A 21,371-nucleotide genomic window follows, 5' to 3' on the forward strand; every position below is an offset into this window, starting at 1 on the left:
CCCTGACTGAGTCACGCCGGCTGGCTTGCGCTCTGCGGCGCGGCGGTCTTCGGCTGCGGTTTGCCGCCGGCGGGGTAGGCGATGCGTCCGTGATAGATCGCGGCAACGGTCTTGGAGATGGATTCGACGATGGCGGAGAGTTCGCGGAGGGTGAGGTCGCACTCGTCGAACTGGCCGTCCATGAGGCGCTTGTTGGCGAGTGAGCGCACCAGGGCGTCGATGCGACTGGGGGTCGGTTCGCTGAGGGTGCGTGTCGCGCTCTCGACGGCGTCGGCGAGCATGAGGATCGCTGTTTCCTTGGACTGGGGCTTGGGGCCCGGGTATCGGTATTCGATCTCGCTGGGCATGTCCTTGTCGTCCGCGCCGCCGGCCTGTTCCTCGGCCTGCTTGCGGGCGCGGTGGTAGAAGAACTCGACGAGGGTGGTGCCGTGATGCTGCTCGATGAATGGGAAGAGCGAGCGGGGCAGGCCGTACTCGCGGGCGAGTTCGACGCCGTCCTTAACGTGCCCGACGATGACGAGGAGGCTCATGGCGGGGCTGAGCTTGTCGTGCTTGTTGATCCCTCCCGACTGGTTCTCGACAAAGTACTCGGGCTTGTTCATCTTGCCGACGTCGTGGTAGAGCGCGCCGACGTAGGTGCGCAGGGGGTCCGCGCCGACGGCGTCGGCCGCTGCCTCGGCGATGCTGGCGACGTTCAGCGAGTGGTTGTAGGTGCCCGGGGCGCGCTGCTGGAGCTCGCGCAACAGCGGCTGCTTCGGATCGCGCAGCTCGATGAGCGTCATGCCGGTGGTGATGTCGAAGGCCCGTTCGATCACGGGGAGCAGGAAGAGCACGACGCCGCCGACGACCAGCCCGCCCATGCCGGCGAGCGCGGCATCGCCCAGGGCCTCGCGGAGCGAGTCGGCGACGATGGGCCGATCGGCCAGACCCGCGAGCAGCGTCGCGGCGGCGAGACCGACGGCCGTGAACGCGCCCATCTTCACGAGGGCGTTGCGCTGGCGGATTTCGCGCAGCCTCCAGACGGCCATCGCCACGCCCGTGACGATGACAGCGAACATGCCGATGGACTGGTCGAGCGCGACGCACACCAGGATGCCGTGCAGACAACCGATGGCGAGCGCGACGCGCTGGTCATAGGCGATGACGACGATCGCGGCGACGAAGACCGTCGGGGCGACGCCGGTGAAGAAGATCATCCACGGCTCGGCCACCGTGGCGACGCAGGCCACCGCCTGCGCGCCGACCAGCAGGCACGCGATCCAGGCGATCCGCGAGACGTTGCGTCGCATGCGCGGGCTGAAGAGGGCGGCGTAGAACGCGACGCCCGCGGCGACGGCGAAGACCGCGCCGGCGATGCTGGCCCGCCGCAGGGAGATCCGCCAGATCGGCGCGTCGGCGGCGAAGTGCTCCAGTTCCGCCCGCGCCACCTCGTACTGCGCCGGCGTCAGTGCGTACCCGCGGCTGTAGATCACCGCGCCGACGGGCCATTCGTTGACGATCGGCTCGACCGCCTCGGCGGCGGCGTTGCGCTTGGCCTCGGTCGCGGCGGCGTCATAGCGGAAGGTGGCCCGCGGCGAGGACGAGAGGCGACCGACGATCACCTGCCGCATCGGACGCGCAAACCCCGCGAGGCGGGCCGCTTCGTCGATTGCGGCGCGCAGCATCTCCGCGTCGTCGATGTTCACGGCGCGGTCGGCCTCGTGCTCGACGCGCCCGCCGGGCCCGAGGCGCAACTCCATCCGCCGCGTGATGCTCTGCGACCACCGCTGCCACTCGTCGCGCCCGAGCAGCGGCGTGCGCTCCAGGATCGCCATGAACGCGTGCACACGGTCGAGGTAGTCCGGCGACGGCTCGCCCGCGACCGCCTCGGCCTGCACCGCCGCAAGCCCCTCCTCCGTGAGCCTGAATCGCTCGCGGATGCCCGCTTCCACGTCGGCGAGCGACGAGACCGACGCGAGCGTCCGCGGCAGGTTCTCCAGCGAAGAGCGCAACTCCGCGAGCACGGGCAGGTCCGCCACGTACACGCCGGGCACGGACAGTCGCACGCTCTCGCGCTTCTTCTCCGTCTCCAGCGTGTCCACCAGCGTGAACGGCACGCGGACCAGGCGCGTCTCGTTCATCACGCGCCCGACGCTCACCAGCGGCCGCTCGCGCGTCCAGATGGCGATGCCCGCGGCTGCCGTCGCGGCGACGATCGCGATGATGACGCCCCATCCCGCAACCGGCGAGCGGTAAAGGTCGGCGAGACGCTCGCGGAAGGTTGCCTCTCCCCGGCGGCGCAAGCCGGACCGGACGCGACCGCCCCGGCGCGTGCCCGGTGAGCGAGGTCCCGTCTTGGGGGTGTCCTTGGGCATGGTGGGGGCCTGGCCGGGTCAGCCGCCCTGCAAGGGTACATCGTCCCGACCGAGGGCCTGCTCCAGCATGGCGCGGTGCCGCTCGCTGTGGTCTTCCTCGCCGTAGGCCTCGATGACCCGTTGCACGAGGGTGTGCCGCACCACGTCGGAGCCGTCCAGCCCGACCACGCCGACGCCCTGGACGCGGCGCAGCCTGCGGGCGGCGTCGATCAGGCCGCTGTCGGTCGGCTCGGGGAGGTCGATCTGGGTGACGTCGCCGGTCACGATCATCTTCGAGCCGTGTCCCATGCGGGTGAGGAACATCTTCATCTGGCCGCGGGTGGTGTTCTGGGCCTCGTCGCAGATGATGACGGCGTTGTTGAGGGTGCGGCCGCGCATGTAGGCGAGGGGCACGACCTCGATGACGTCGTTGTCCATGAAGCGGCGGATGGTGGGGAAGTCCATCATGTCGTGCAGGGCGTCGAAGAGCGGGCGGAGAAAAGGGTTGACCTTCGCCTCGAGGCCGCCGGGGAGGAAGCCGAGTTTCTCGCCCGCCTCGACGGCCGGACGCGCGAGGATGATTTTGCTGATCCGGCCGGTCTTGAGCAGATGCACGGCGGCGGCAACGGCAAGGTAGGTCTTGCCCGTGCCCGCGGGGCCGATGGCGATGACGAGGTCGTGGTCGCGGATGCAGTCGATGTAGGCCTGCTGGTTCGCGGTCTTGGGTCGGACGGGCCGGCCCGCGGCGTAGACCTCGAGCCTGCCATCCCAGTCACGGATGCCGGCGATGGGGCCGTTGGCGCGGGTCGCGCCGTCGGAGGCCATGCGTGCGCTCTCGTCAGCGATGAGGCCCAGGACGTCCTGGCGGGATCGGACAGTCGCGCCGCCCGAGCGGGCCGCGCCCTCGCAGAGTCGTTCGAGTACGCTTCGCGCGACACCGACCGCGCCCGGCTCGCCGCTGACCCGGATGAGGTCGTTGCGGGCGGCGACGTTGACGCCGAGAGCCTCGCGGATCATTTTGAGGTTTCGCTCGCCAGACCCGACGACGGCGAGCCTTTCAACCCCTTCGGGGACACGAACCGTGGCGTCCAATCGAGTGATGCTCCTGGATGCACGGGCGGACAGCCCGCCCCGTTCGGAGAAGTCTAGTCGAGACCGGCGAGCCGGCCCGGAGGCCCTTCTCCTCTTCTTTTTTCTTCTCCTCCTGCCCGCCTGCGGCACGGGGGGCCGGCCGGTGAATCCGACGGCCGCGGGCGAGGGGCCGGCGGTCGTGGTGGGGGACTGGGACGACGTCGAGGCCGCCGTGCGGGCCGCGCTGAGCCGACACGAGCTCACCTTCGCCCGGCGCGATGGCAAACTCGACGACCCGGTGCTCGTCTACGTCGTGCATGGGATCCGCGACGAGCGCGGCACGCTGCGGGTCGAGCGGATCGGGGATCCCGCCAAGGGTCAGGTCGAGATCACGATCGCCTGTCGCCTCGACCCCGCGACGGGAACGGCCCGGGCGCGGGCGCTGGAACGGGACGTTGCGCGTCGCATCGAGCAGCTCAGGGGCGAGGTGGCGCGTCCGCGGGCGTGGTGACGGCTTGCTCGCGCGTTGACGGCAGGGGGGGGGTGGCCGATCCCGAGAGCGGGACCGCGCCGGGGAGATCGACGGTAACGGTTGTTCCCTGTCCCCAGACCGATCGCAGCGAGACCGAGCCGCCGAGAGCGCGTACGGCGTGCTTGACGATCGCCAGGCCGAGTCCGGTGCCGCGCCGTTCGCGCGGGCCTGAGCGGGCGGCGTCCACCTGGTAGAAGCGTTCAAAGACGCGCTGCTGCTGGGCGAGCGGGATGCCGATGCCGCGGTCGATGACCTCGAATCGGGCGGTGCGTCTCGCCCCGCCGTTCGGCGCGACGCTGCCGACGACGCGGACAGCCGTACCCTCGTGGGCGAACTTGACGGCATTGTCGATCAGGTTCCGCAGGATGAGCGTGAGCAGGCGCGGGTCCGTGTCCAGCGATTCGAGCGAGGTGTCAAGCTCGAACGCGAGCGTCAGGTTGCGCTTCGCGCAGGCCTCTTCGAAGTCCGCTCGCAGCGCGGCGGCGATCTCCGAGGCGGCGCACCGCTCGATCGCCGCTCGTGTTTGGGGCGATTCGAGCCGCGACAGGTCCAGCAGGTCCGCGACGAGTTCCTCAAGCCGGGCAGCGTTCGATTCCACCAGGTGCAGCATGCGCCCGCGGATCGACGGGTCTTCGTCGCCGAACTCGCGCAGGGTTTCCAGGGCGGTTCGCATCGAGGCCAACGGCGTGCGGAGTTCGTGCGAGGCGTTGGCCACGAAGTCCGTCTTCAGCTGGACCGTCGCGGCCTGCTGGGTCACGTCGCGCAGGGCGAGGACCGCGCCGCTCGTCTCGCCGGGTGTCGGCCCGAGGTCCGCGGGTGCGGCAAAGGCCTCGAAGACCCGCACGCTCTCGCCGTCCGCGATCGGAACGGCCTCGCGCCCCGCTCGCCCCGATGAGGCGTTGGCCACCAGCGAGACCAGTTCCGGCTGCGGCAGCAGGTCTTCCACGGGTCGGCCTTCGAGCGAACGCGAGCCTGTCGCCAGCAGGGCGACGGCGGCGCGGTTCGCGATCACGACCACGCCCGCGCCGTCCACGCCGAGGAGCGGATCCTCCAGCGCGTCGACCAGCGAGCGCAGCACGTCGCCGCGAGCGTTCGCGTCGCGCAGCAGCGCCGCATCGGCCTGTGTACGGTCTTCCCTCGCGGCACGGTCCGCGGCCGAGGTGTGCAGACAAAACGCGGCTGTGAAGATCGCGATGAGCGCAGCCGGCGACGCGAGCGCCGCAACGAGCGATGGCGACGCGCCCATCGGCACCGCGATCCACGCCGCCGCGAGCGACGCGAGCGCGACGCCGAGCCATGCCCAAGCGGGTTGTCGCGCCGGGCGTGCGGGGGTCATGCGGTCAGCCCGTCCGTTCCGCTCCCGAGCCTGCGGCGGACGGCTCGGCCGCCTCGGGCTCGGTTGAGAAACGGTACCCGACGCCGCGCACCGTCTCGATCATCGCGCCGTCCTCCCCGAGCTTCTTGCGGAGGGCGGTGACGTGCACGTCGATCGTGCGCGGCGTGACGGTGATTCCCGGTCCGATCGCGCGACGGATCAGTCCCGCGCGCGAGACAACGCGACCCTCGGACTGCACCAGCGTGCTGAGCAGGCGGAACTCCGTCACCGTGAGTCGGATCGGCTGACCGCGGCACGAAACACGGTGGGCATCGGCGTCGATCTCGACAGGGCCGGCTCGGAGCAGGCTGGAAACCGGCGCCTGTCCGGAGGCCCGGCGCAGGACGGCCTCGATGCGGGCCAGCAGCACCTTCGTCGAGAATGGTTTGGTGATGTAGTCGTCCGCGCCCACAGCCAGGCCGACCAACTGGTCCACTTCCTCCCCCTTGGCCGTCAGCATGACGATGGGGATGGAGGCCGTGGCGGCGTTGGTGCGGACGCGACCGGCAACCTCGGTGCCGGAAAGCTCGGGGAGCATCAGGTCGAGGAGGATCAGGTCAGGTTTGCGCTCGCCCAAGGCCTTGAGGGCCTGCCGCCCGTCGTGGGCGGTCGTGGTCTCATAACCCGCCTTGCGGAGGTTGAAGGCCAGCAACTCGGCCAGGTCACGCTCGTCTTCGACGATCAGGATGTGCCTGTTTGGTTGCATGTATCTGTCTGACAATGACTTACGGTTGTACTCGCGTGGCTCGGACGGCCGGTACCGCCCGAGAAATGTAGCATCGTCCCGGGCTGTCTACCCGGCCGGGTGGGTTGTGTTTGCGCGAAGAAAGTGGCTGGGCACCCCCCTGAAAGGCAGGGGAGAGGAAGGAAAAAGGTGTTGGAGAGGGGGTCGGGTGGACGAAGAGCGGGAAGAGTTTGCAATCGCTAATCAGGCCGGGTAGACTTCCGGCCGTTGCGAGTGAATACTAGCGTCCCGTGCGGAAAGGCTCGCTCGGGGCATCACGAGGGTCGGGGAAGTCTTTCGGGACTTCGGGTGGATGGGTTGAGTGGTTCTCGCGAGTCGTGGGAGTAAGCACTCACTCTGGCAGAAGACGCGATCGCCCGAGCGTGGGCGAACGACGGATAACGAATCCGGCCTCGTGGGCCGGTGAGAACGAAGGACAGAGTTTTCGGTTACGGGACGCAGGCATTCGACGCGTTCCAAACCCCTAGCAAGGAGTCTCAGATGAGTCAGTCCAGGAAGCTTGCTTTGCTCGCGGGTGCGGCTCTGAGCCTGAACGCGTTCGGCGTTGCTTCGGCTCAGACCGCCGATCAGGACCGGGCGTACCAGGCCGAGATGCTCGCCGACGCGAGCAGCCGGACCAGCCTCCTCCAGCACGGCGGCGGCGGGCACGACGGTCAGTTCCACATCGGCGATGGGACGGGCAACTACCGCCTGAACATCGGCGGGTACACCCAGTTCCGCTACGTCCTCAACTTCCGTGACGACGACTCCGCCAGCGCGTCCGACGAGGACTTCGCCAACGGGTTCGACCTCGTCCGCGCCAACCTCGTCTTCTCGGGTAACGTCATCAACCCCGAGACCACCTTCTATATCCGCGGCGACTTCGGCGGCGGTGAGTCGGGCGACGAGGGCGGCTCCTTCAACCTGATGGAGGCGTGGGGCAACTACCAGTTCGACAACGGCGTCGGGCTGAAGTGGGGCCAGTACAAGGTGCCCGTCCTCCGCGAGTGGATGGTCTCCGATACCTACCAGCTGGCCGCCGATCGCTCCGTCACGCACTCCGTCTTCAGCCCCGGCTTCACCCAGGGCGTCGCTGTTCATTACCGCGACGAGTCGTGGGGCATCGTGGTCTCGGCCAACGACGGCCCGAGCACCGGGAGCACCTCGTTCTTCAGCCCCGCCGAGTCCGACATCGGCCTGACCGGCCGCCTCGAGATCAAGTGGGCCGGCGACTGGGAGCAGTTCGACGACTTCACCAGCTTCCGCGGCAGCACCGAGAACTACGCCGGCATGCTCGGCGCGGGCGTCCACTGGTCGCACTACGGCGACACGGCCGCCTTCTCGGGCGGCGCCCCGGTTGCCATCGATGAGATGGACCTCATCCTCTACACCGTCGATCTCTCCATCGAGGGTGACGGCTGGAACTTCTTCGCGGCCTTCGTCGGGCAGCACAACGACCCCGATGCCGCCGACAGCTGGGACGACTTCGGCTTCGTCGTCCAGGCCGGCTGGTTCATGACCGAGCAGTTCGAGCTGTTCGGCCGCTGGGACGCCGTCTTCCCCGACGAGGATGCCTACGGGCCCGGCTCTGACGAGGACTTCCACACCCTCACCTTCGGCGCCAACTACTACTTCGTCGAGGGCAGCCACGCCGCCAAGTTCACGGCGGACATCCAGATCTTCCTCAACGAGGTCGCCGAGAACGCCCCCGTCCTCGCCACCTCGCCCAACGCCTACACCGGGCTCCTCCCCGACACCGAGGACGGCCAGGTGGCCCTCCGTTTCCAGATGCAGCTGGTCTTCTGATCCGCTGCTCTGAAGGTCTGGCAACACTCAGTGATCAACCGGCCGTCCCGCGAGGGGCGGCCGGTTCTTCTTTTGACTGATTCCAGAACACAACCGCGACTTTTCCACACGCATTTGTCCGTGGCATGTTGATGTATAGTGTGCCCTCGCGCAACATTCATGGAGTATGAACATGTCCGCCCGATCAACCGTTCCGATCGTCGTAGCTCTGGTCGGATCGGCCGCCGCCGCGTCGAACAGCGCCGCACGCTCGACGGACCTCGACCGTTCGCCCGCGTCGTTCTCCGCTGGCGCGGCGGCATCGGCGGCCGGTCCGTTCGAGATCGTCGATGCCGAGGACGCTGCGTTCCGCCTGCGGGTCGGCGGGCAGGTGCAGTTCCGCTACATCGCCAACTTCCGTGACAGCGACGACGCCACCGACGACAGCGACTTCGGCGGCGGATTCGAGACGCGCCGCACGAAGATCAACTTCTCGGGCACCACGCTCTCGAAGGACCTCTCGTTCCGTATCGTCGCCGCTTTCGATCGCACCGGCGACGGCGCGTTCAAACTCGAAGAGTCGTGGCTTCGTTACAAGCTCGGCGACGGCTGGTCCGTCCGCGCCGGGCAGTTCAAGCTGCCGTTCCTGCGCGAGGAGAACGTCTCCTCGTCCGCGCAGCTCGCGGCCGACCGCTCGGTGGCGAACGAGGTCTTCAACCAGGATTTCTCGGAGGCGGTCGAGTTCGCGCGCGAGTCCGAGTGGTGGCGTCTGCTCGCGGCGGTCTCGGACGGTTTCGGCTCACGGAACACGGCGTTCTTCAGCCCGAAGGAGGCCGACGTCGCGCTCACGGGCCGCGTCGAGCGTCGCGTCGGCGAGGCGCCGTGGAAGTCCTACGACGACCTGACGTCCTTCCGCGATTCGCCCTCGGGGTGGATGGTGGGGGGGGCGTTCCACTGGCAGCACATGGGCGACACGGCGGCGTTCTCGGGCGGCGCGCCCGCGACCGTCGCCGAGTCCGACATGATCTCCTACACCGTGGACCTCTCGGTCGAGGGGGGGGGCTGGAATCTCTTCGCGGCGTGCGTCGGGCGGTGGACCGACGCGGCGGGTGTGGAGGCGTGGGACGACTTCGGCGCGGTCGTGCAGGGCGGGTACTTCTTCACCGAGCGCACCGAGGGGTTCGCGCGGTGGGACGCGGTGTTCCCCGACAAGGATCGCGCTGACCCGCACGACAACTTTCACACCATCACCGCGGGGCTGAACCACTACTTCATCGAGGCGAGCCACGCGGCCAAGCTCACCATCGACGTGCAGATCTATCTCGACGACCAGGCGGGGAGTTCGTCGGTCGTCTCCGCGCAGACTGGCCTGGGCATGCTGCCGTCCTCGGAGGACGGCCAGATCGCGGTGCGCGTGCAGATGCAACTGCTGTTCTGAGCCGGAAGGGTGCGAAGCGCGCGAAGGGTTGTGCCGCGCCGCTGACACTACATCCGTTCGACCGCCGGGATGCCGAGCACGTCGAGGCCGTCCGCGAGGACGCGGGCGGTCAGGTCGCACAGGCGGAGGCGTGAGCGCCGCGTCGCGTCGTCGTCCGCCGCAAGCACGGGGCACGCGTCGAAGAAGACGCTGAACGCGCCGGCGAGGTCGTACAGGTACGCGCAGAGCCGGTGCGGCTCCAGCGAATCACCGACGCTCCGCACCGTGCGCGGGTACCGCAGGAGCGCGAGAGCGAGGGCTTTCTCGGCCGGATGCTCGACGACGAAGGGCGCGGCACGATGGTCGAGCGCGATGCCTCGCTCCGCGGCCTTCCGGAAGATGCTCCGGATCCGCACCAGGGCGTAGAGCAGGTACGGGCCGGTGTTGCCCTCGAACGCCAGCATCCGGTCGAACGAGAAGACGTAGTCCTTGATCCGCTCGCCCGAGAGGTCGGCGTACTTCAGCGCGGCGACGGCGACCGCGTGCGCGATCGCCCCTCGTTCGTCGGCGGGCAGATCGGGGTTCTTCTCGGCTACGGTGCGCTCGGCGCGGGCCTCGGCCTCGTCGAGCAGGTCGCTGAGTTTCACGTTCTCGCCGGTGCGGGTCTTGAAGGGGCGGTTGTCCTCGCCGAGCACCATGCCGAAGGGGGCGTGTTCGAGCCGCGCCGGCGCGCTCGCGCCCGGGCGCGTCGCGTACGACGCCTTGCGCGCCGCGGCGAAGACCTGCCGGAAGTGCAGCGACTGGCGCGCGTCGACGGCGTAGACGACGCGGTCCGCCCCCATGCCGTGCACGCGGCGCCGGATGCCCGCGAGGTCCGTCGTCGCGTAGAGGTACCCGCCGTCGCGCTTGCGGACGATGCAAGGCTCGGCGATCCCCTCGTGCTCGAGGCGCACGACGAGCGCGCCGTCCGACTCGACCGCCACGGCCCGGCTCACGAGGTCGTCCACCAGCGGCCCGAGTTCCTCGGCGTAACTGCTCTCGCCAGCGCTGTCAGCGGCGGTGATGCGCGTGTGCAGCCGCTCGCAGGTTTCGAGGCAGGCGCGCATCGTCACGTCGTAGATGCGCCGCCATACGGCGACGGTGGCGGGGTCGCGGCTCTGGAGCGCGACGAGCGTGCGCTTCGCCGAGGCAAGCCGTTCCTCCGCCTCCTCGTGCTCCGCGCGCAGTTCCGCCTCCGCCTTCGGCCCCATGCGGTAGCGCCCCACGATCTCGAGCGCCTTGTCCTGCCCGGCGCACTCGCGCTGTGCCTCGCGGTAGAGCCGGTCGAGGTCGTCGAGCGACACGCGGTCGAGGTCGATGCGGGCGGCCTCGGCCTCGCGTCGCAGGCGGTCGGTCACCATGGCGATGGGCAGGCCCCAGTCGCCGACGTGGTTCTGGCGGATGACTCGCTCGCCCAGCCGCTCGAAGGTGCGGGCGAGCGCATCGCCGATGACGGTCGAGCGCAGATGCCCGACGTGCATCTGCTTGGCGAGATTGACGCCGCACAGGTCCACGACGACGGTGCGCGGCGCATCGGGGGGGGGGATGCCGAGTTCCGGCGTGTCCAGCCGCGCGAGCAGCGAGGCGATGGCCGCGGGGCGCAGACGGACGTTGATGAACCCCGGCCCGGCCACGTCGCGCTCGGAGAGCGGCTCGGCGAGGTCGCCCAGGTCCGCGTGCCGCACGATCGCCAGCGCGATCTCGCGTGGGGGCCGCCCCACCGCCTTCGCCAGCGGCATCGCGGCGTTGCACTGGAAGTCCCCGAGTTCCGCTCGCTTGCTCGGCGCGATCATCGGGTCCGCGTCGGCGGGCGCGTCCGGCACGGCTGCCGCGATCGCGGCCCGGAAACGATCGGTCAATGCCTCAACGGGGTCGAACGTATCGGGAGTGTGCGGGCGAGCGTCCGTCATGGCGTGGGATGGTAGTCCGGGCGAGGACCGCGCCTTCACGGTCGCGGCTCGTTCCATGCGTCGAGAACGCCGCGGAGACGTTCGGCGAACCCCACCGCCGCGGTGCTCGGGATGAGCGCGAGTGGATCGTCGATGACGGCGACGCGTCGCCGCTCGACCGCCGGGACAGGCAATGCCGCCAGTCGTCCCAGGCGCGGTGCGATCTCATCCCAGCTCGGCGAGTCCGACGCCGCCGATCCGGGCGAGCGCGGCGCGATCAGCACGATCCCGTCCGGCGCGAGCCGAAGCACGTCCTCGGCGTTCAGCGTCACGTAGGGCTGACCCTGTTCGAGAGCGGGCACGCCGCCGAGCAACGCGAGAATCTCCTGGTGGTACGACCCTGGGCCGAGGGCGGCAGGCGGCGTCGCGGAAAGCAGCAGCAGCACACGGCCCGCCCCGCTCCGATCGACCCCGTCCGCGATGCCGTCCAGCGACGCCACGACCGCCGCTGCCCGTGGATTGTTTGGCGCGAACTCCGCGGCGGCATCGGCGGCGAAGGCGCGGATGTCCCCGAGGCTGAGCAGGCGCACCGTACGCACCTTCCACCCGTTCGCATCGGCCAGTTCGCCGAGCCGGGCGGGCAGGTCGCGCGTGCCCCATTCGAGGATGACGTGCGTCGGCCGCGCGGCGAGCAGCGATTCGTAGTTGATGCCGGACTGATCGCCGCAGACCGGCAGCGAGCGGTCGAGGACGAGATCCCACCCGTGCCGACCGACGATGCGATCCTCGAGGCCGAGGTCGCGGAGCGTGACGGCGACAGCGGGTGAGAGAGCGACGATCCGCGGCGCGCCGGCCGCGTCGCCCGGCGGCGAAGGGGGCTGCGCGTGCTCCGAGCACGCAGCGACCAGCGCGGCCGAGAAGAGCGAGAGCATCGCACGCAGGAGCCGCATCGCCACAGCCTATCCGGCGACGGACGCGCCGAAGCGAGCCTCGATCTCGCGGCGGAGAGCCTCGATCGCGCCCGCTTCGTAAAGCACGAACGGCCAGGTGCGGTCGTCCGCGACATCCGGCATCGCGGCCAGCCTCGTCAGCCGTTCGGCTTCCTCGTCGAGCCGGCGCAGGTCGTCGGCCCGCTCGGCCCGGTATCGCTCCAGAAGCGATTGCATGTCGGCGAAGTGGGGGGCGGGGTCGCCGCCCGCTTCCTTGGTCGTGCGCACGCGGTCGAGGATGGCCTGCTTGGCGCGGGCCGTCGTCTCGTCGCCGACGATGGACGGGTCGTGGCGGGCGCGGTGGGCGTGCGCGCGGGCGGCGGCGGCCTGGGCCTCGGTCGGGCGCTCGCTCGCGCCGAGGGGCAGGCGCAGCGTCGCCGTCGCCAGCACAGCAGGCGCGAGGGCGGTCTCGCCGAGCCACGACGCGAACCACGCCTCGGTCACGCGGTCGTAGCCCCCGCCCGAGCCGGTCGCGCCCCCCCCCGTTCCGTGGACGAAGAGGTCGCACAGCCGACGGCGGACGAGGCCCGTCATCAGCAGACCGCGCGGCGCGAGCGTGCGCGGGTCGGCGTCGGGCAGTTCATCGCTGAAGACGGGTCTACGCGGACGCCCAGGCTCAAGACGCCACAGCGGCAACTCGACGCGATCGTCGGCGCGATCCAGCGCACGAACGCCCGCGCCCTGGTGTGCAGCCGCGGCTTCGTTGTAGGCCCGTACGCACAGCGCGGGATCGGCGCGCATCGCACCCAGGGCTTCATTGAAAGCGACTGTTGCGGAAAGTTCGGTGGCGAAGATCGCACGCACGGCCGGCTCGCCGCCCAGCAGGTCGCGCACAGCGGCATCGGCCTGCCGGGCGAGGGATGGCGCATCGGCGTGGCGAGCGAACGCCTCGGTGGCCCGGCGCAGTCCCGCCCCGACTGCCGAGGTTGCCGCCCGTGTGTCCGCCGACGCCGCGACGCCGATCTTTGCCGCGGGCCTCATCCCCGTGGGCACGCCTGGGGCATCCTCGTCCGCCGCGCGCAGGTCGAACTCCCCGGTCACGGTTTCGCCGCGCTCGTCGCGGGCGGGGAACCGCAGGCGCGTCGGCTCGCCCTCGTCCTGATCGACGACGAGCCACGCGGCATCCCCGCTCACGGCGCGTGCCGCGGCGGCGCAGGCGAACCACTTGGCGAGGATGCCGGGGTGCCAGACCTCCGCCTGATGCCCGGACATGACGACCGGGCATCGCGAGCGTCCGCTTCGCTCGGCGTGGTCTCTCGCCAGTGCGGCCCACGCACGAGCGTCCGGTTCGATGCGAACCTGCGCGGCTGGCGGCTGCGCTGCGCCGGCCTTCACGCGCACCCCGCCTCGACGCCGCAGAGCGCCGCGGGCGGGAGCCGGTCTGCGCAGCGTTCCAGTTCGCAGTGCAGCACCTGGCGGTAGTGGGCGAGCCGCACGGCAGAGTCGTCGAGTTGCCCGCCGAAGGTGCGCGTCGGGTCGTTGTAGATGAGCCTTACCGCCAGCTCGCGGATGCGCAGTCGCGCGGCGGCGGCCTGCACCCAGAACTGCATCGGGAAGGCGTAGCCGCTCTCGGTGAGGTGCAGGCGGCGCAGCGACCCGACGCGCATGGCCTTGAACCCGCAGAACGAGTCGGTGATCTCCTCCCCCCCCGCCTCGCGGAAGACGCGGCCGAGCCGACGGTTGACCTCGCGGGTGATCTCGGCGTTGATGGCGCGGCGGTCGCGGGGGGGAGCGTCGTCTTCGGGGGCCGGGACGAGGTAGCGCGAGCCGCTGATAACGTCGTGCGTGCCCTCGCGCGCCGCCTCGATGAACAGCGGGATCGCGTCCGGCTCGTGCTGCTCGTCGCAGTCCATCGTGATGATCCAGTCGTAGCGCCGGGCGATGGCGTCGTCGAAGGCGTCGCGCAGCGAGCGGCCGTAGCCGAGGTTCGTCGCGTGGCGGATCACCCGCACCGGCATGCATTCGAGACGACGCGGCGTGCTGTCGGTCGAGCCGTCGTCGATGACGAGAACGTCGTGCCCGTGCTCGACGACGCGCCGGATGACGGAGCAGACGTACCGTTCCTCGTTGTACACAGGGATGGCGACCAGCGTGCGCATCGGTCCTCCCCCGGGCCTCCCGCCCGGCTTGGAAGTTTATGCACGCCGCCAGCCGCGACCTGCCGCGATGAACCGCGACCGCTCGCTACGAACCGCGACCGCTGGGGAGCGCGCTGCGCACGATGAACGCGGACGAACCACTCCCTGACGGTCGTGGCTCATTGGTCGGGAAGGAAGCGGGGGAGACCTGCGCCCGCTGTTCCGCCTCGGCGCGCTGGCGAGACCGCGCCACCGAGGTGAAGGCCTCGAACCCGAACGGCAATCCCTTGCTTTCGCCGGGGCTTTGCTCCACGGCGGCCTGTTCGAGCTGCTGCATCAGTTCCTCGCTCAGGGCGTGGAAGCCGCGGATCTCGTGCAGGGGGAGCGTGTAGACCTCACCGGCGGGCGTTGCGATCTGGTACACGCTGCACTGCAGGTCGGTCGAGAGCAGCCGGTCGCGCTGCGTTGAACTGATGCTGCACGCCAGCAGGGGGATGACGGCCGCGATCGGGATGCGCTGCCCCTGCGCGGTGATGACGGCCAGGCGTCCGTCGAGCATGTCGCTCTCGTCTTCGCCGTTCTTCGCAGCGGGCGGGGGCCGCATTGCCGAGGCCATCGCCAGCGAGGTGAGCATCTCTCGCATCACGTTCTGCCAGAAGAGCTCCCGCGCCTGCGCCACCTCACCGAGCGTGCGCGCCTCGGGAGTTTCCGGCTCGCGGGGCGCGGCGATCGCCTTGCGCTTCGCGCCCGCCTTCTTCACCGGCGGCTTCGTCTTCCGCTTCGCCATCACGCCGCTCCGTTCCCGCCGTGCAGCAGGCTGCGCCCGAGTTCGCCCGGCTCGAAGGCGTGCGCTCGTTCCATCTCGACCGAAAGGTCAGCCCGATCACCCGGCGCCAGCCCCTGCCGGGCGGCGACGCGCGCAACGACGGCCTCGCCCGAATCGAGGTCGCAGACCACGTCCATCACGTCGCCGAGCAGTTCGACGAGGCGGACGCGCGCGCCGAGCGTCGCGCCGGGCCTGCCCGCCCCGAGGGAGATCGCCTGGGGCCGCACGCCCAGGACGCCCTCCCGCGGCGCGCTCCGCACAAGGCGGTCCGCGTGGGTGTCGGCGCAGCGCAGGCGCGCCCCGCCGCGCGACGTGAACCACACCCCCCCCTCTCCCGCCTCGAACCGCCCGTGGAGGAAGTTCATCCCCGGCGTGCCCACGAAGCCCGCGACGAATCGGTCCGCCGGCTCGTTGTAGACTTCGAACGGCGTGCCCGCCTGCCGGATCACGCCCCCGTGCATGACGACGACGCGGTCGCCGAGCGTCATCGCCTCTTCCTGGTCGTGCGTGACGTAGACCGTGGTCGTGCGCAGGCGCAGGTGGAGTGCCTTGAGTTCGGCCCGGGTCGAGAGGCGCAGCCGTGCGTCGAGGTTCGAGAGCGGTTCGTCGAAGAGGAACGCCTTCGGCTCGCGGACGATCGCCCGACCGACGGCGACGCGCTGGCGCTGCCCGCCCGAGAGTTGGCGCGGCCGGCGGTCCAGCAGCCCCTCGATGTCCAGCATCCGGGCCGCCTCGCGCACGCGCCGCTCGACCTCGGCCCTGGGCGTGCCGCGCAGCCGCAGTGCGAAACTCATGTTCTCGCGCACGGTCATGTGCGGGTACAGGGCGTAGTTCTGGAAGACCATCGCCACGTCGCGGTCCTTGGGGTGGACGGCGTTCACGACCCGGTCGCCGATGCGGATCGTCCCGCCGTCCGCCTCTTCCAGGCCGGCGATCATGCGGAGGGTTGTGCTCTTGCCGCAGCCGGACGGCCCGACGAGCGCGACGAACTCGCCATCGCGGACGTGGAGCGTCAGGTCGCGCACCGCCTCGACGCCTCCGTCGTAGACCTTCCGGACGCTCTCCAGCGAGACGCTCGCCATGCCTTGGCACGCTCCGTGGGGCACGGCCCCGGTATGGAGGCTACGGGTCGCGGGCAGTCCCTGCCACCGCTGCGCTTCTCTAACCGGCACAACCCTTACGCCTTGCTGCCGGGTGTCGCCTGCGGCCGTCGTGACGGCCAAGAGCCGCACCCTCCGGGCCGATAGCACCCGTGTCCGGAGCAGGGAGGTCGGCCTATGCGCGGCAGGAACGCCTTTGACGAGGTCCGCTCGATCCTCGGTCGTCTCGACGAGTCGATCACCGAGGCACGCCGTCGCCGCCTCGGCGACCCCGCCGATGCCACCACTCCCCAGCCCCCCCGAATGCCGAACACCCCCATTCCGGACCAACACCACACCCGCACCAGCAACGGGCAAACGAGCGGCCACACGCCGAGCAATGACCGCCCCATCGGTGGACAGCCGGTCGAGGAGCCGATCTCGCCCCGGCGTGCCCAGTACGGCAAGGCCAAGCCCCTCCGTCCTCTCAATGGCGAGGCTCACGACCACCACGAGCAACCACGCCGGACGGCCTGACCCGCCCCGCTTGCCCACCCAGACCCAAGGGGTACGATTGCCCCGGCGTCCGACGCCGATTGGGGATTGGTGTAACGGTAGCACGACTGACTCTGGATCAGTTAGTGGAGGTTCGAATCCTCCATCCCCAGTTACTCCCTCGTTTGCGGGTCTGCGTTGCACGGCGCGTCCTGGGGATGCACCGATCCGACCGCGGGACCAGCCTCGTCAAGTCCGCAAACCATTGCCGCGCAACGGCCTGAACGCTGATCGACCCACTCTGGTTCGCGGCGATCGACGGAAAGCCAGAGGTTTTGCTTGGCCAGGCCACCCGGGAGGGTTACCTTGGTCCCGGACGAGAGCGAGTCCGTCTGTTGAGAAGGCGGGCCTCCGGGAGGAGACAATCCATGAGACAGCGGGTCATTGCGTGCGCTACCGCGGCGGTTGCGTCCATCGGGTCCGTCGCCACGGCAACGCCCATCGAGGTCGAGGCCTTCATCGCCAGCGGGCTGTATTCCACCGGTGACCACTCGCCCGGCCACCTCAACTACTACATCGGTCATGCACCGATCTCCTCGCCCCCCGAGCGACGCAACTACTTCGTCTTCGATCTCGGCTCGGTCGGCGCGCCGATCGTGAGCGCGAAACTCAAACTCTACATGCCCGGCGACGAACTGAAGAGCGAGCCGTGCGGCTATTCGAGCGTTGATCCCACCGAGATGTACAAACTCTCCGGCAGCCCGTTCCCGTGGACCATGTTTGTGGCCGCGTTCGAGACGCCGGACGCGCCCAAGGACGGCATCAAGGCCATGTTCGGCACACTGGGCGAGGGCGTCCCGTACGGCTTCGCCATGCTGTCGGGCGAAGACTGCGGCAAAGACGTCGTCATCGACCTCACCGCCGAAGGTGTCGCCGCTCTCAACGCCGCCTTCAGCGACCCGCACGGGCCGAAGATCGTCCTCGGCGGACGCCTGACGGACATCACGCCCGGCGAGCCGGACATCTTCGAACTCGCGTTCGCCTACTCCGACATCCCGCCCATGCCCTACCCGCGGCTCGAACTCACGCTCGTTCCCGCGCCGGGCACGGTCGGCGTGCTGCTCGGCGCGTGCATGGTGGGATCGGCGCGTCGCCGCCGGTAGCGCGGCGCACGGGCGCGGGCGCGACGCCGGTGCGCCGTGTCATGGGAGTTTCGCCGACCACTCGGCCGCCTGCTCCGGACGTTCCCACGCCCCGTAGAGCGATACCAGCAGGCGCACCGTGTCCAGCGTGCGGGCGTGCGCGGGCCCGAGGGTCTGCTCCAGCGTCGCGTGGCCGGCCAGCAGGGCGGCCTCCGCTTCGTCGTAGCGACCGAGGGCAGTGAGCGAGCGCCCGTGCAGCGCACTGAACCAGGCCCGGCTCAACGGTGGAAGCGTCGCAGTGCCGTCGGCGAGGATGGCGGCGTACTCTCGCTCGGCATCGGCAGCGCGGCCCGCCGCTTCCATGAGCGAGGCGACTTGGGCCCGGGTCGCCAGCGTGTCCGGGTGCGACGCACCGAGGGAGACGAGCATCGACGCCGCGGCGGAGGCGAACTCTCGCTCGGCTTCGTCGGCACGATCCAGACGCCGCAGCAGCGAGCCGAGACGAACACGGGCGCGGGCCGTGTCGGGGTGGTCCGGTCCGGACACCCTCGCGAGCGCGTCGAGCGCGCCGCGCAGCATCGGCTCGGCCTCCACGGCGCGGCCGGTGGCTTCGAGCAGCGTCGCGTAGGTCGCGCGCACGATGGCCGAGAGACCCGCGGGGGGGGCGGCCGCCGAGTCCAGCGCAGCGATGGTCTCGCGCCACAGCCGCTCGGCGTCCTCGACGCGACCATCCTCGAAGTACAGCTTGGCCAGGTTGTGGGCGGTCGTGAGCGTCTCTTCGTGCGCAGGCCCCCGCGCCGCTCGAAGACGGCCCAGCGCCTCGTCGAAGAGCGTGGCGGCACGCTCCGTCTCGTCCAGCGCATACAGCGCGACCGGCAGGTTCGCCAACGCGAAGAGGTGATCGTCGTCGTCATCGGGCAGCGTGCGCCGAGCGAGCGCGAGCGCGGCCTCGAACTGCGCCTCAGCCGCCTCGACGTGCCCGAGCCCGTAGAACGTGCGCCCGAGGATGTTCCGCAGCGCGACCTCGACCCGCGGCTGGCCGGCCAGGTCCGCGCCGATCGTCGCGGCCGCGTGATCGAGCACCTCGGCGACGGTGATCTCGCGGTTCTCGCCTCGAGTCGGATCGGCGGCGGCGAGCCACCCTTCGAGCGCATCGACCACCTGACGCCGGGTCTCGGACTGCGCCTTCGCCTCCTTGAGCTGATCGTCGGCCATCCGTTCGGCGGCACGCGCCCGCTGGTAGAGCGCGGTCATGCCGATCGAGAAGCCCACGAGCAGCACGAGCAGCAGCGCGCCGAAGGCCACAGGCCCGCGGTGCCGACGCGCCATCTTCGAGAGCACGTACCACCCGCTGTCGCGCTTGGCCTCGATCGGCTCGCCGCGCAGGTAACGCTCGATGTCTCGGGCGAGTTCACCGGCGTTCTGGTAGCGGCGCTCGCGCTGCTTGCTCAGGCACTTGAGGACGATCGTCTCGACCTCGTCGTTGATCTGCCGGCGGATCGTGCTGGGGCGGGCCGGCTCGGCACGCAGGATGTTGTCCAGCACGTCGCGCATCGCCCCGATCACTTGGTAGGGGAACCGGCCCGTCAACGCCTGATAGAGCACGACGCCGAGCGAGTAGACGTCCGTGCGCACGTCGATCATCGACGGCACGCCCTGCGCCTGCTCCGGGCTGGCCCAGGGCAGCGAGCCGATGAACTGACCCGTCATCGTCATCAGGCGCGGCTGGGCCTCGTCGCTCATGTCGCCCGTCGCCACTTTCGCCAGGCCGAAGTCCACGACGTGCGGCTCGCCCTTCGCGTCCACGCGCACGTTCGCCGGCTTGAGATCGCGGTGGATCACCCCCTTGAGGTGCGCGGCGTTCACCGCGTCGCAGATCTTCACGAACATGGCCAGCACTTCGGAAACGCTCGGGTCGTGCTGCGAGAGGTAGACGTCCAGCGTCTGGCCCGAGACGTAGTCCATCACGTAGTAGAACCGGCCCTCCGCCAGGCCCGAGTCGTGCACCGCCACGATGTTCGGATGGTCGAGCTGCGCCAGAATCTCCACCTCGCGCTCGAAGCGCGTGCGCTCGCGCGGCCCGGCGAGCGCGCCCTCCAGCAGCACCTTGATCGCCACCTTCCGCTTCGTCCCCTTGTGAATGGCCTGGTAGACGACGCCCTGTCCGCCGCGGTGAATCTCGCGGACCACGATGTAGCCGGGGAAGAAATCCGGCGGGGGCAGGTCGGGGTCGGGGGGGAGGCCGTCCGAGCGGGCCTCGGCGGCGGCCCGGGCCGCGGCGATGAGAGCGTCGTCCGAGCCTGAACCGCCCGAGGGGGACGGCGCGGCGTCGTTCGGCCCTGGTTCGTTGGGGCGGTCAGGCACGGCACAGCCTCCGGGCCGCGGCAACGGGCGGCCGGGTGGAGAGCGACGCCGCGGGGCGAGGCTCACGCCAATCTACCACTTCCCAGGCGGTTCAGACGGGGCGTCTGCCGGAGCATGATCAGCTGTTAGCAAAGTGGATGCCGTGCTCGGCCGCGATGGCGACCAGACGTGCCGTGTCGGGCGGGCCGGGGCGGGCGAACACCTCCGCGCAGCGGGAGAAGAAGGTCTCGAAGCCGGCAGGAGAGGTATGGACGAGCATCCTGAGCGGCCCGTCGCCGCGGTTGCGGTAGGCGTGCACGACGCCGCGCGGGGTGAAGACGACGGAGCCGACCGGCGCCTCGACCCACGTGCCGCCCTTGAGGAACTCGACGCGCCCTTCGAGGACAAGGAACCACTCGTCCTCGTTGGCGTGGAAGTGGGGGGGCGGCCCACCGCCGGGCGGGGTGACAACGGTGAAGAGCGCGTAGCGCCCGTCCGTCTCGGCCGCGCCGAGGTAGATGGTGACTTCGTCACCGAAGGCGCGAATGACGCGGCCCGCGGCGGGGGGCACGATGCGAGTCCCCTTGACGGATTCAGTGGGCATGGACGACTGTACGCACGATCGTGGGCGTCAGGACACGCTGAAGAACCGCGACTCGGTACCCATGGTCTCGCGCAGCCAGTCGTGAGCGCGGGCACGGAGCATGTAGACCGCGCCCTCGGTTCGGCCGAGTTCGCGCGCGACCTCCGCGATCGGTCGGCATTCGAGGTCGTACAGCCGCACGACCTTCGCGTAGTCCGTCGGGAGTTTCGCGAGCGTGCGGTCGAGGATTTCGACGGCCTCGCGCCGCGCGGCCTGACGGCTCGGCGTCGTCGTGGTCATGCCGAGCACCTCGACGAGGCCGACGTAGGAATCCTCGTTCACCGGCCCCTGGACACGGCGCTTGGGATCGGGGCGTTTGGCGCGTTCGAGGCCTCGCACGGCGTCGCGGACGTTGTTCTCGGCGATGCGCGTCATCCACGCGAGAAACGCGCCCTCGCCCTCCGGCGTGAAGCAGGCGATGCGCGTGAAGGCCTCCATGTAGGTAACCTGGAGGACGTCGTCGGCCTCGATCGCACCCTGCCACTGCCTGCCGATGCGGCTCTCGACGCGGCGGCGGAGTTCCGGGCCGTTGCGGCGCAGGAGTTCGGTGAGCGCGTCGGCGTCGCCCGCGCACGCGCGCTGCACGAGGGTCGGGTCCGCATCGGGCATGG

At 70.2% G+C, this 21,371-nt stretch carries 18 protein-coding genes and 1 tRNA gene; 6 read left to right on the forward strand and 13 right to left on the reverse strand.

The window, feature by feature from the left end; translation table 11 throughout:
* Positions 1-11: 11 nt before the first annotated feature.
* The gene (locus tag FBT69_04110; GenBank protein MDL1903985.1) at positions 12-2,354 is read right to left on the reverse strand and encodes an HDIG domain-containing protein; all 2,343 of its coding nucleotides are present in this window, start codon (positions 2,352-2,354) and stop codon (positions 12-14) included.
* Positions 2,355-2,372: 18 nt separating this feature from the next.
* Positions 2,373-3,350: a PhoH family protein gene (locus tag FBT69_04115; protein MDL1903986.1), complete on the reverse strand. Its 978-nt coding sequence runs from the start codon at positions 3,348-3,350 to the stop codon at positions 2,373-2,375.
* Positions 3,351-3,567: 217 nt separating this feature from the next.
* Here FBT69_04115 and FBT69_04120 point away from each other — a divergent pair, with 217 nt between their 5' ends.
* Entirely contained in the window at positions 3,568-3,915 is a 348-nt protein-coding gene (locus tag FBT69_04120) for a hypothetical protein (GenBank protein ID MDL1903987.1), read from the forward strand.
* On the opposite strand, the gene FBT69_04125 is transcribed toward FBT69_04120, so the two are convergent.
* Entirely contained in the window at positions 3,881-5,272 is a 1,392-nt protein-coding gene (locus FBT69_04125; protein MDL1903988.1) for a hypothetical protein, read from the reverse strand. The two genes, FBT69_04120 and FBT69_04125, sit on opposite strands and share 35 nt — an antisense overlap.
* A 4-nt stretch (positions 5,273-5,276) precedes the next feature.
* Positions 5,277-6,017, reverse strand: coding sequence for a response regulator (locus FBT69_04130; GenBank protein ID MDL1903989.1), 741 nt, complete (start codon positions 6,015-6,017; stop codon positions 5,277-5,279).
* Between the two features lie 519 nt (positions 6,018-6,536).
* Between FBT69_04130 and FBT69_04135 the strand changes: the two genes are divergently transcribed.
* Together FBT69_04135 and FBT69_04140 are read left to right on the forward strand one after the other, a co-directional pair.
* Positions 6,537-7,841, forward strand: a complete 1,305-nt coding sequence (locus FBT69_04135; protein MDL1903990.1) for a hypothetical protein — start codon at positions 6,537-6,539, stop codon at positions 7,839-7,841.
* A 166-nt stretch (positions 7,842-8,007) separates the two neighbouring features.
* Positions 8,008-9,258: a hypothetical protein gene (locus FBT69_04140; protein ID MDL1903991.1), complete on the forward strand. Its 1,251-nt coding sequence runs from the start codon at positions 8,008-8,010 to the stop codon at positions 9,256-9,258.
* Positions 9,259-9,305: 47 nt separating this feature from the next.
* Here the strand turns inward: FBT69_04140 and argS are convergent, their stop codons facing one another.
* From argS to ugpC, 6 genes are all read right to left on the reverse strand, one after another.
* Positions 9,306-11,186 carry an arginine--tRNA ligase gene (gene argS, locus FBT69_04145; protein MDL1903992.1) on the reverse strand — a complete coding sequence of 627 codons (1,881 nt, stop codon included), beginning with the start codon at positions 11,184-11,186 and terminating at the stop codon, positions 9,306-9,308.
* A gap of 35 nt (positions 11,187-11,221) precedes the next feature.
* The gene (locus FBT69_04150) at positions 11,222-12,115 is read right to left on the reverse strand and encodes a hypothetical protein (protein MDL1903993.1); all 894 of its coding nucleotides are present in this window, start codon (positions 12,113-12,115) and stop codon (positions 11,222-11,224) included.
* A gap of 9 nt (positions 12,116-12,124) precedes the next feature.
* Complete coding sequence (locus FBT69_04155; GenBank protein ID MDL1903994.1) at positions 12,125-13,489, reverse strand: hypothetical protein; 1,365 nt, start codon at positions 13,487-13,489, stop codon at positions 12,125-12,127.
* A complete protein-coding gene (locus FBT69_04160) occupies positions 13,486-14,253 on the reverse strand; it encodes a glycosyltransferase family 2 protein (GenBank protein MDL1903995.1) in 768 nt (255 codons plus the stop codon). Before FBT69_04160 ends, FBT69_04155 begins: the two co-directional genes overlap by 4 nt.
* An 85-nt stretch (positions 14,254-14,338) precedes the next feature.
* The gene (locus FBT69_04165; protein ID MDL1903996.1) at positions 14,339-15,019 is read right to left on the reverse strand and encodes a hypothetical protein; all 681 of its coding nucleotides are present in this window, start codon (positions 15,017-15,019) and stop codon (positions 14,339-14,341) included.
* Positions 15,019-16,140: a sn-glycerol-3-phosphate ABC transporter ATP-binding protein UgpC gene (ugpC, locus tag FBT69_04170; protein ID MDL1903997.1), complete on the reverse strand. Its 1,122-nt coding sequence runs from the start codon at positions 16,138-16,140 to the stop codon at positions 15,019-15,021. The genes FBT69_04165 and ugpC overlap by 1 nt, the downstream gene beginning before the upstream one ends.
* A gap of 195 nt (positions 16,141-16,335) precedes the next feature.
* Between ugpC and FBT69_04175 the strand changes: the two genes are divergently transcribed.
* The 3 genes from FBT69_04175 to FBT69_04185 all read left to right on the forward strand — a co-directional run bounded on the left by FBT69_04175 (position 16,336) and on the right by FBT69_04185 (position 17,795).
* Entirely contained in the window at positions 16,336-16,674 is a 339-nt protein-coding gene (locus FBT69_04175) for a hypothetical protein (protein ID MDL1903998.1), read from the forward strand.
* A 60-nt stretch (positions 16,675-16,734) separates the two neighbouring features.
* Positions 16,735-16,805: transfer RNA gene (locus FBT69_04180), tRNA-Gln, on the forward strand.
* Between the two features lie 255 nt (positions 16,806-17,060).
* Positions 17,061-17,795, forward strand: coding sequence for a hypothetical protein (locus tag FBT69_04185; protein MDL1903999.1), 735 nt, complete (start codon positions 17,061-17,063; stop codon positions 17,793-17,795).
* A gap of 39 nt (positions 17,796-17,834) precedes the next feature.
* Here the strand turns inward: FBT69_04185 and FBT69_04190 are convergent, their stop codons facing one another.
* The 3 genes from FBT69_04190 to FBT69_04200 form a co-directional block, all read right to left on the reverse strand.
* Positions 17,835-20,138 carry a serine/threonine protein kinase gene (locus tag FBT69_04190; GenBank protein MDL1904000.1) on the reverse strand — a complete coding sequence of 768 codons (2,304 nt, stop codon included), beginning with the start codon at positions 20,136-20,138 and terminating at the stop codon, positions 17,835-17,837.
* Positions 20,139-20,256: 118 nt separating this feature from the next.
* Positions 20,257-20,721, reverse strand: coding sequence for a cupin domain-containing protein (locus FBT69_04195; GenBank protein MDL1904001.1), 465 nt, complete (start codon positions 20,719-20,721; stop codon positions 20,257-20,259).
* Between the two features lie 27 nt (positions 20,722-20,748).
* Positions 20,749-21,369: a sigma-70 family RNA polymerase sigma factor gene (locus FBT69_04200; protein MDL1904002.1), complete on the reverse strand. Its 621-nt coding sequence runs from the start codon at positions 21,367-21,369 to the stop codon at positions 20,749-20,751.
* Between the last annotated feature and the right edge of the window lie 2 nt (positions 21,370-21,371).

Source organism: Synechococcales cyanobacterium CNB, assembly GCA_030263455.1.
GTDB lineage: Bacteria > Planctomycetota > Phycisphaerae > Phycisphaerales > UBA1924 > CAADGN01.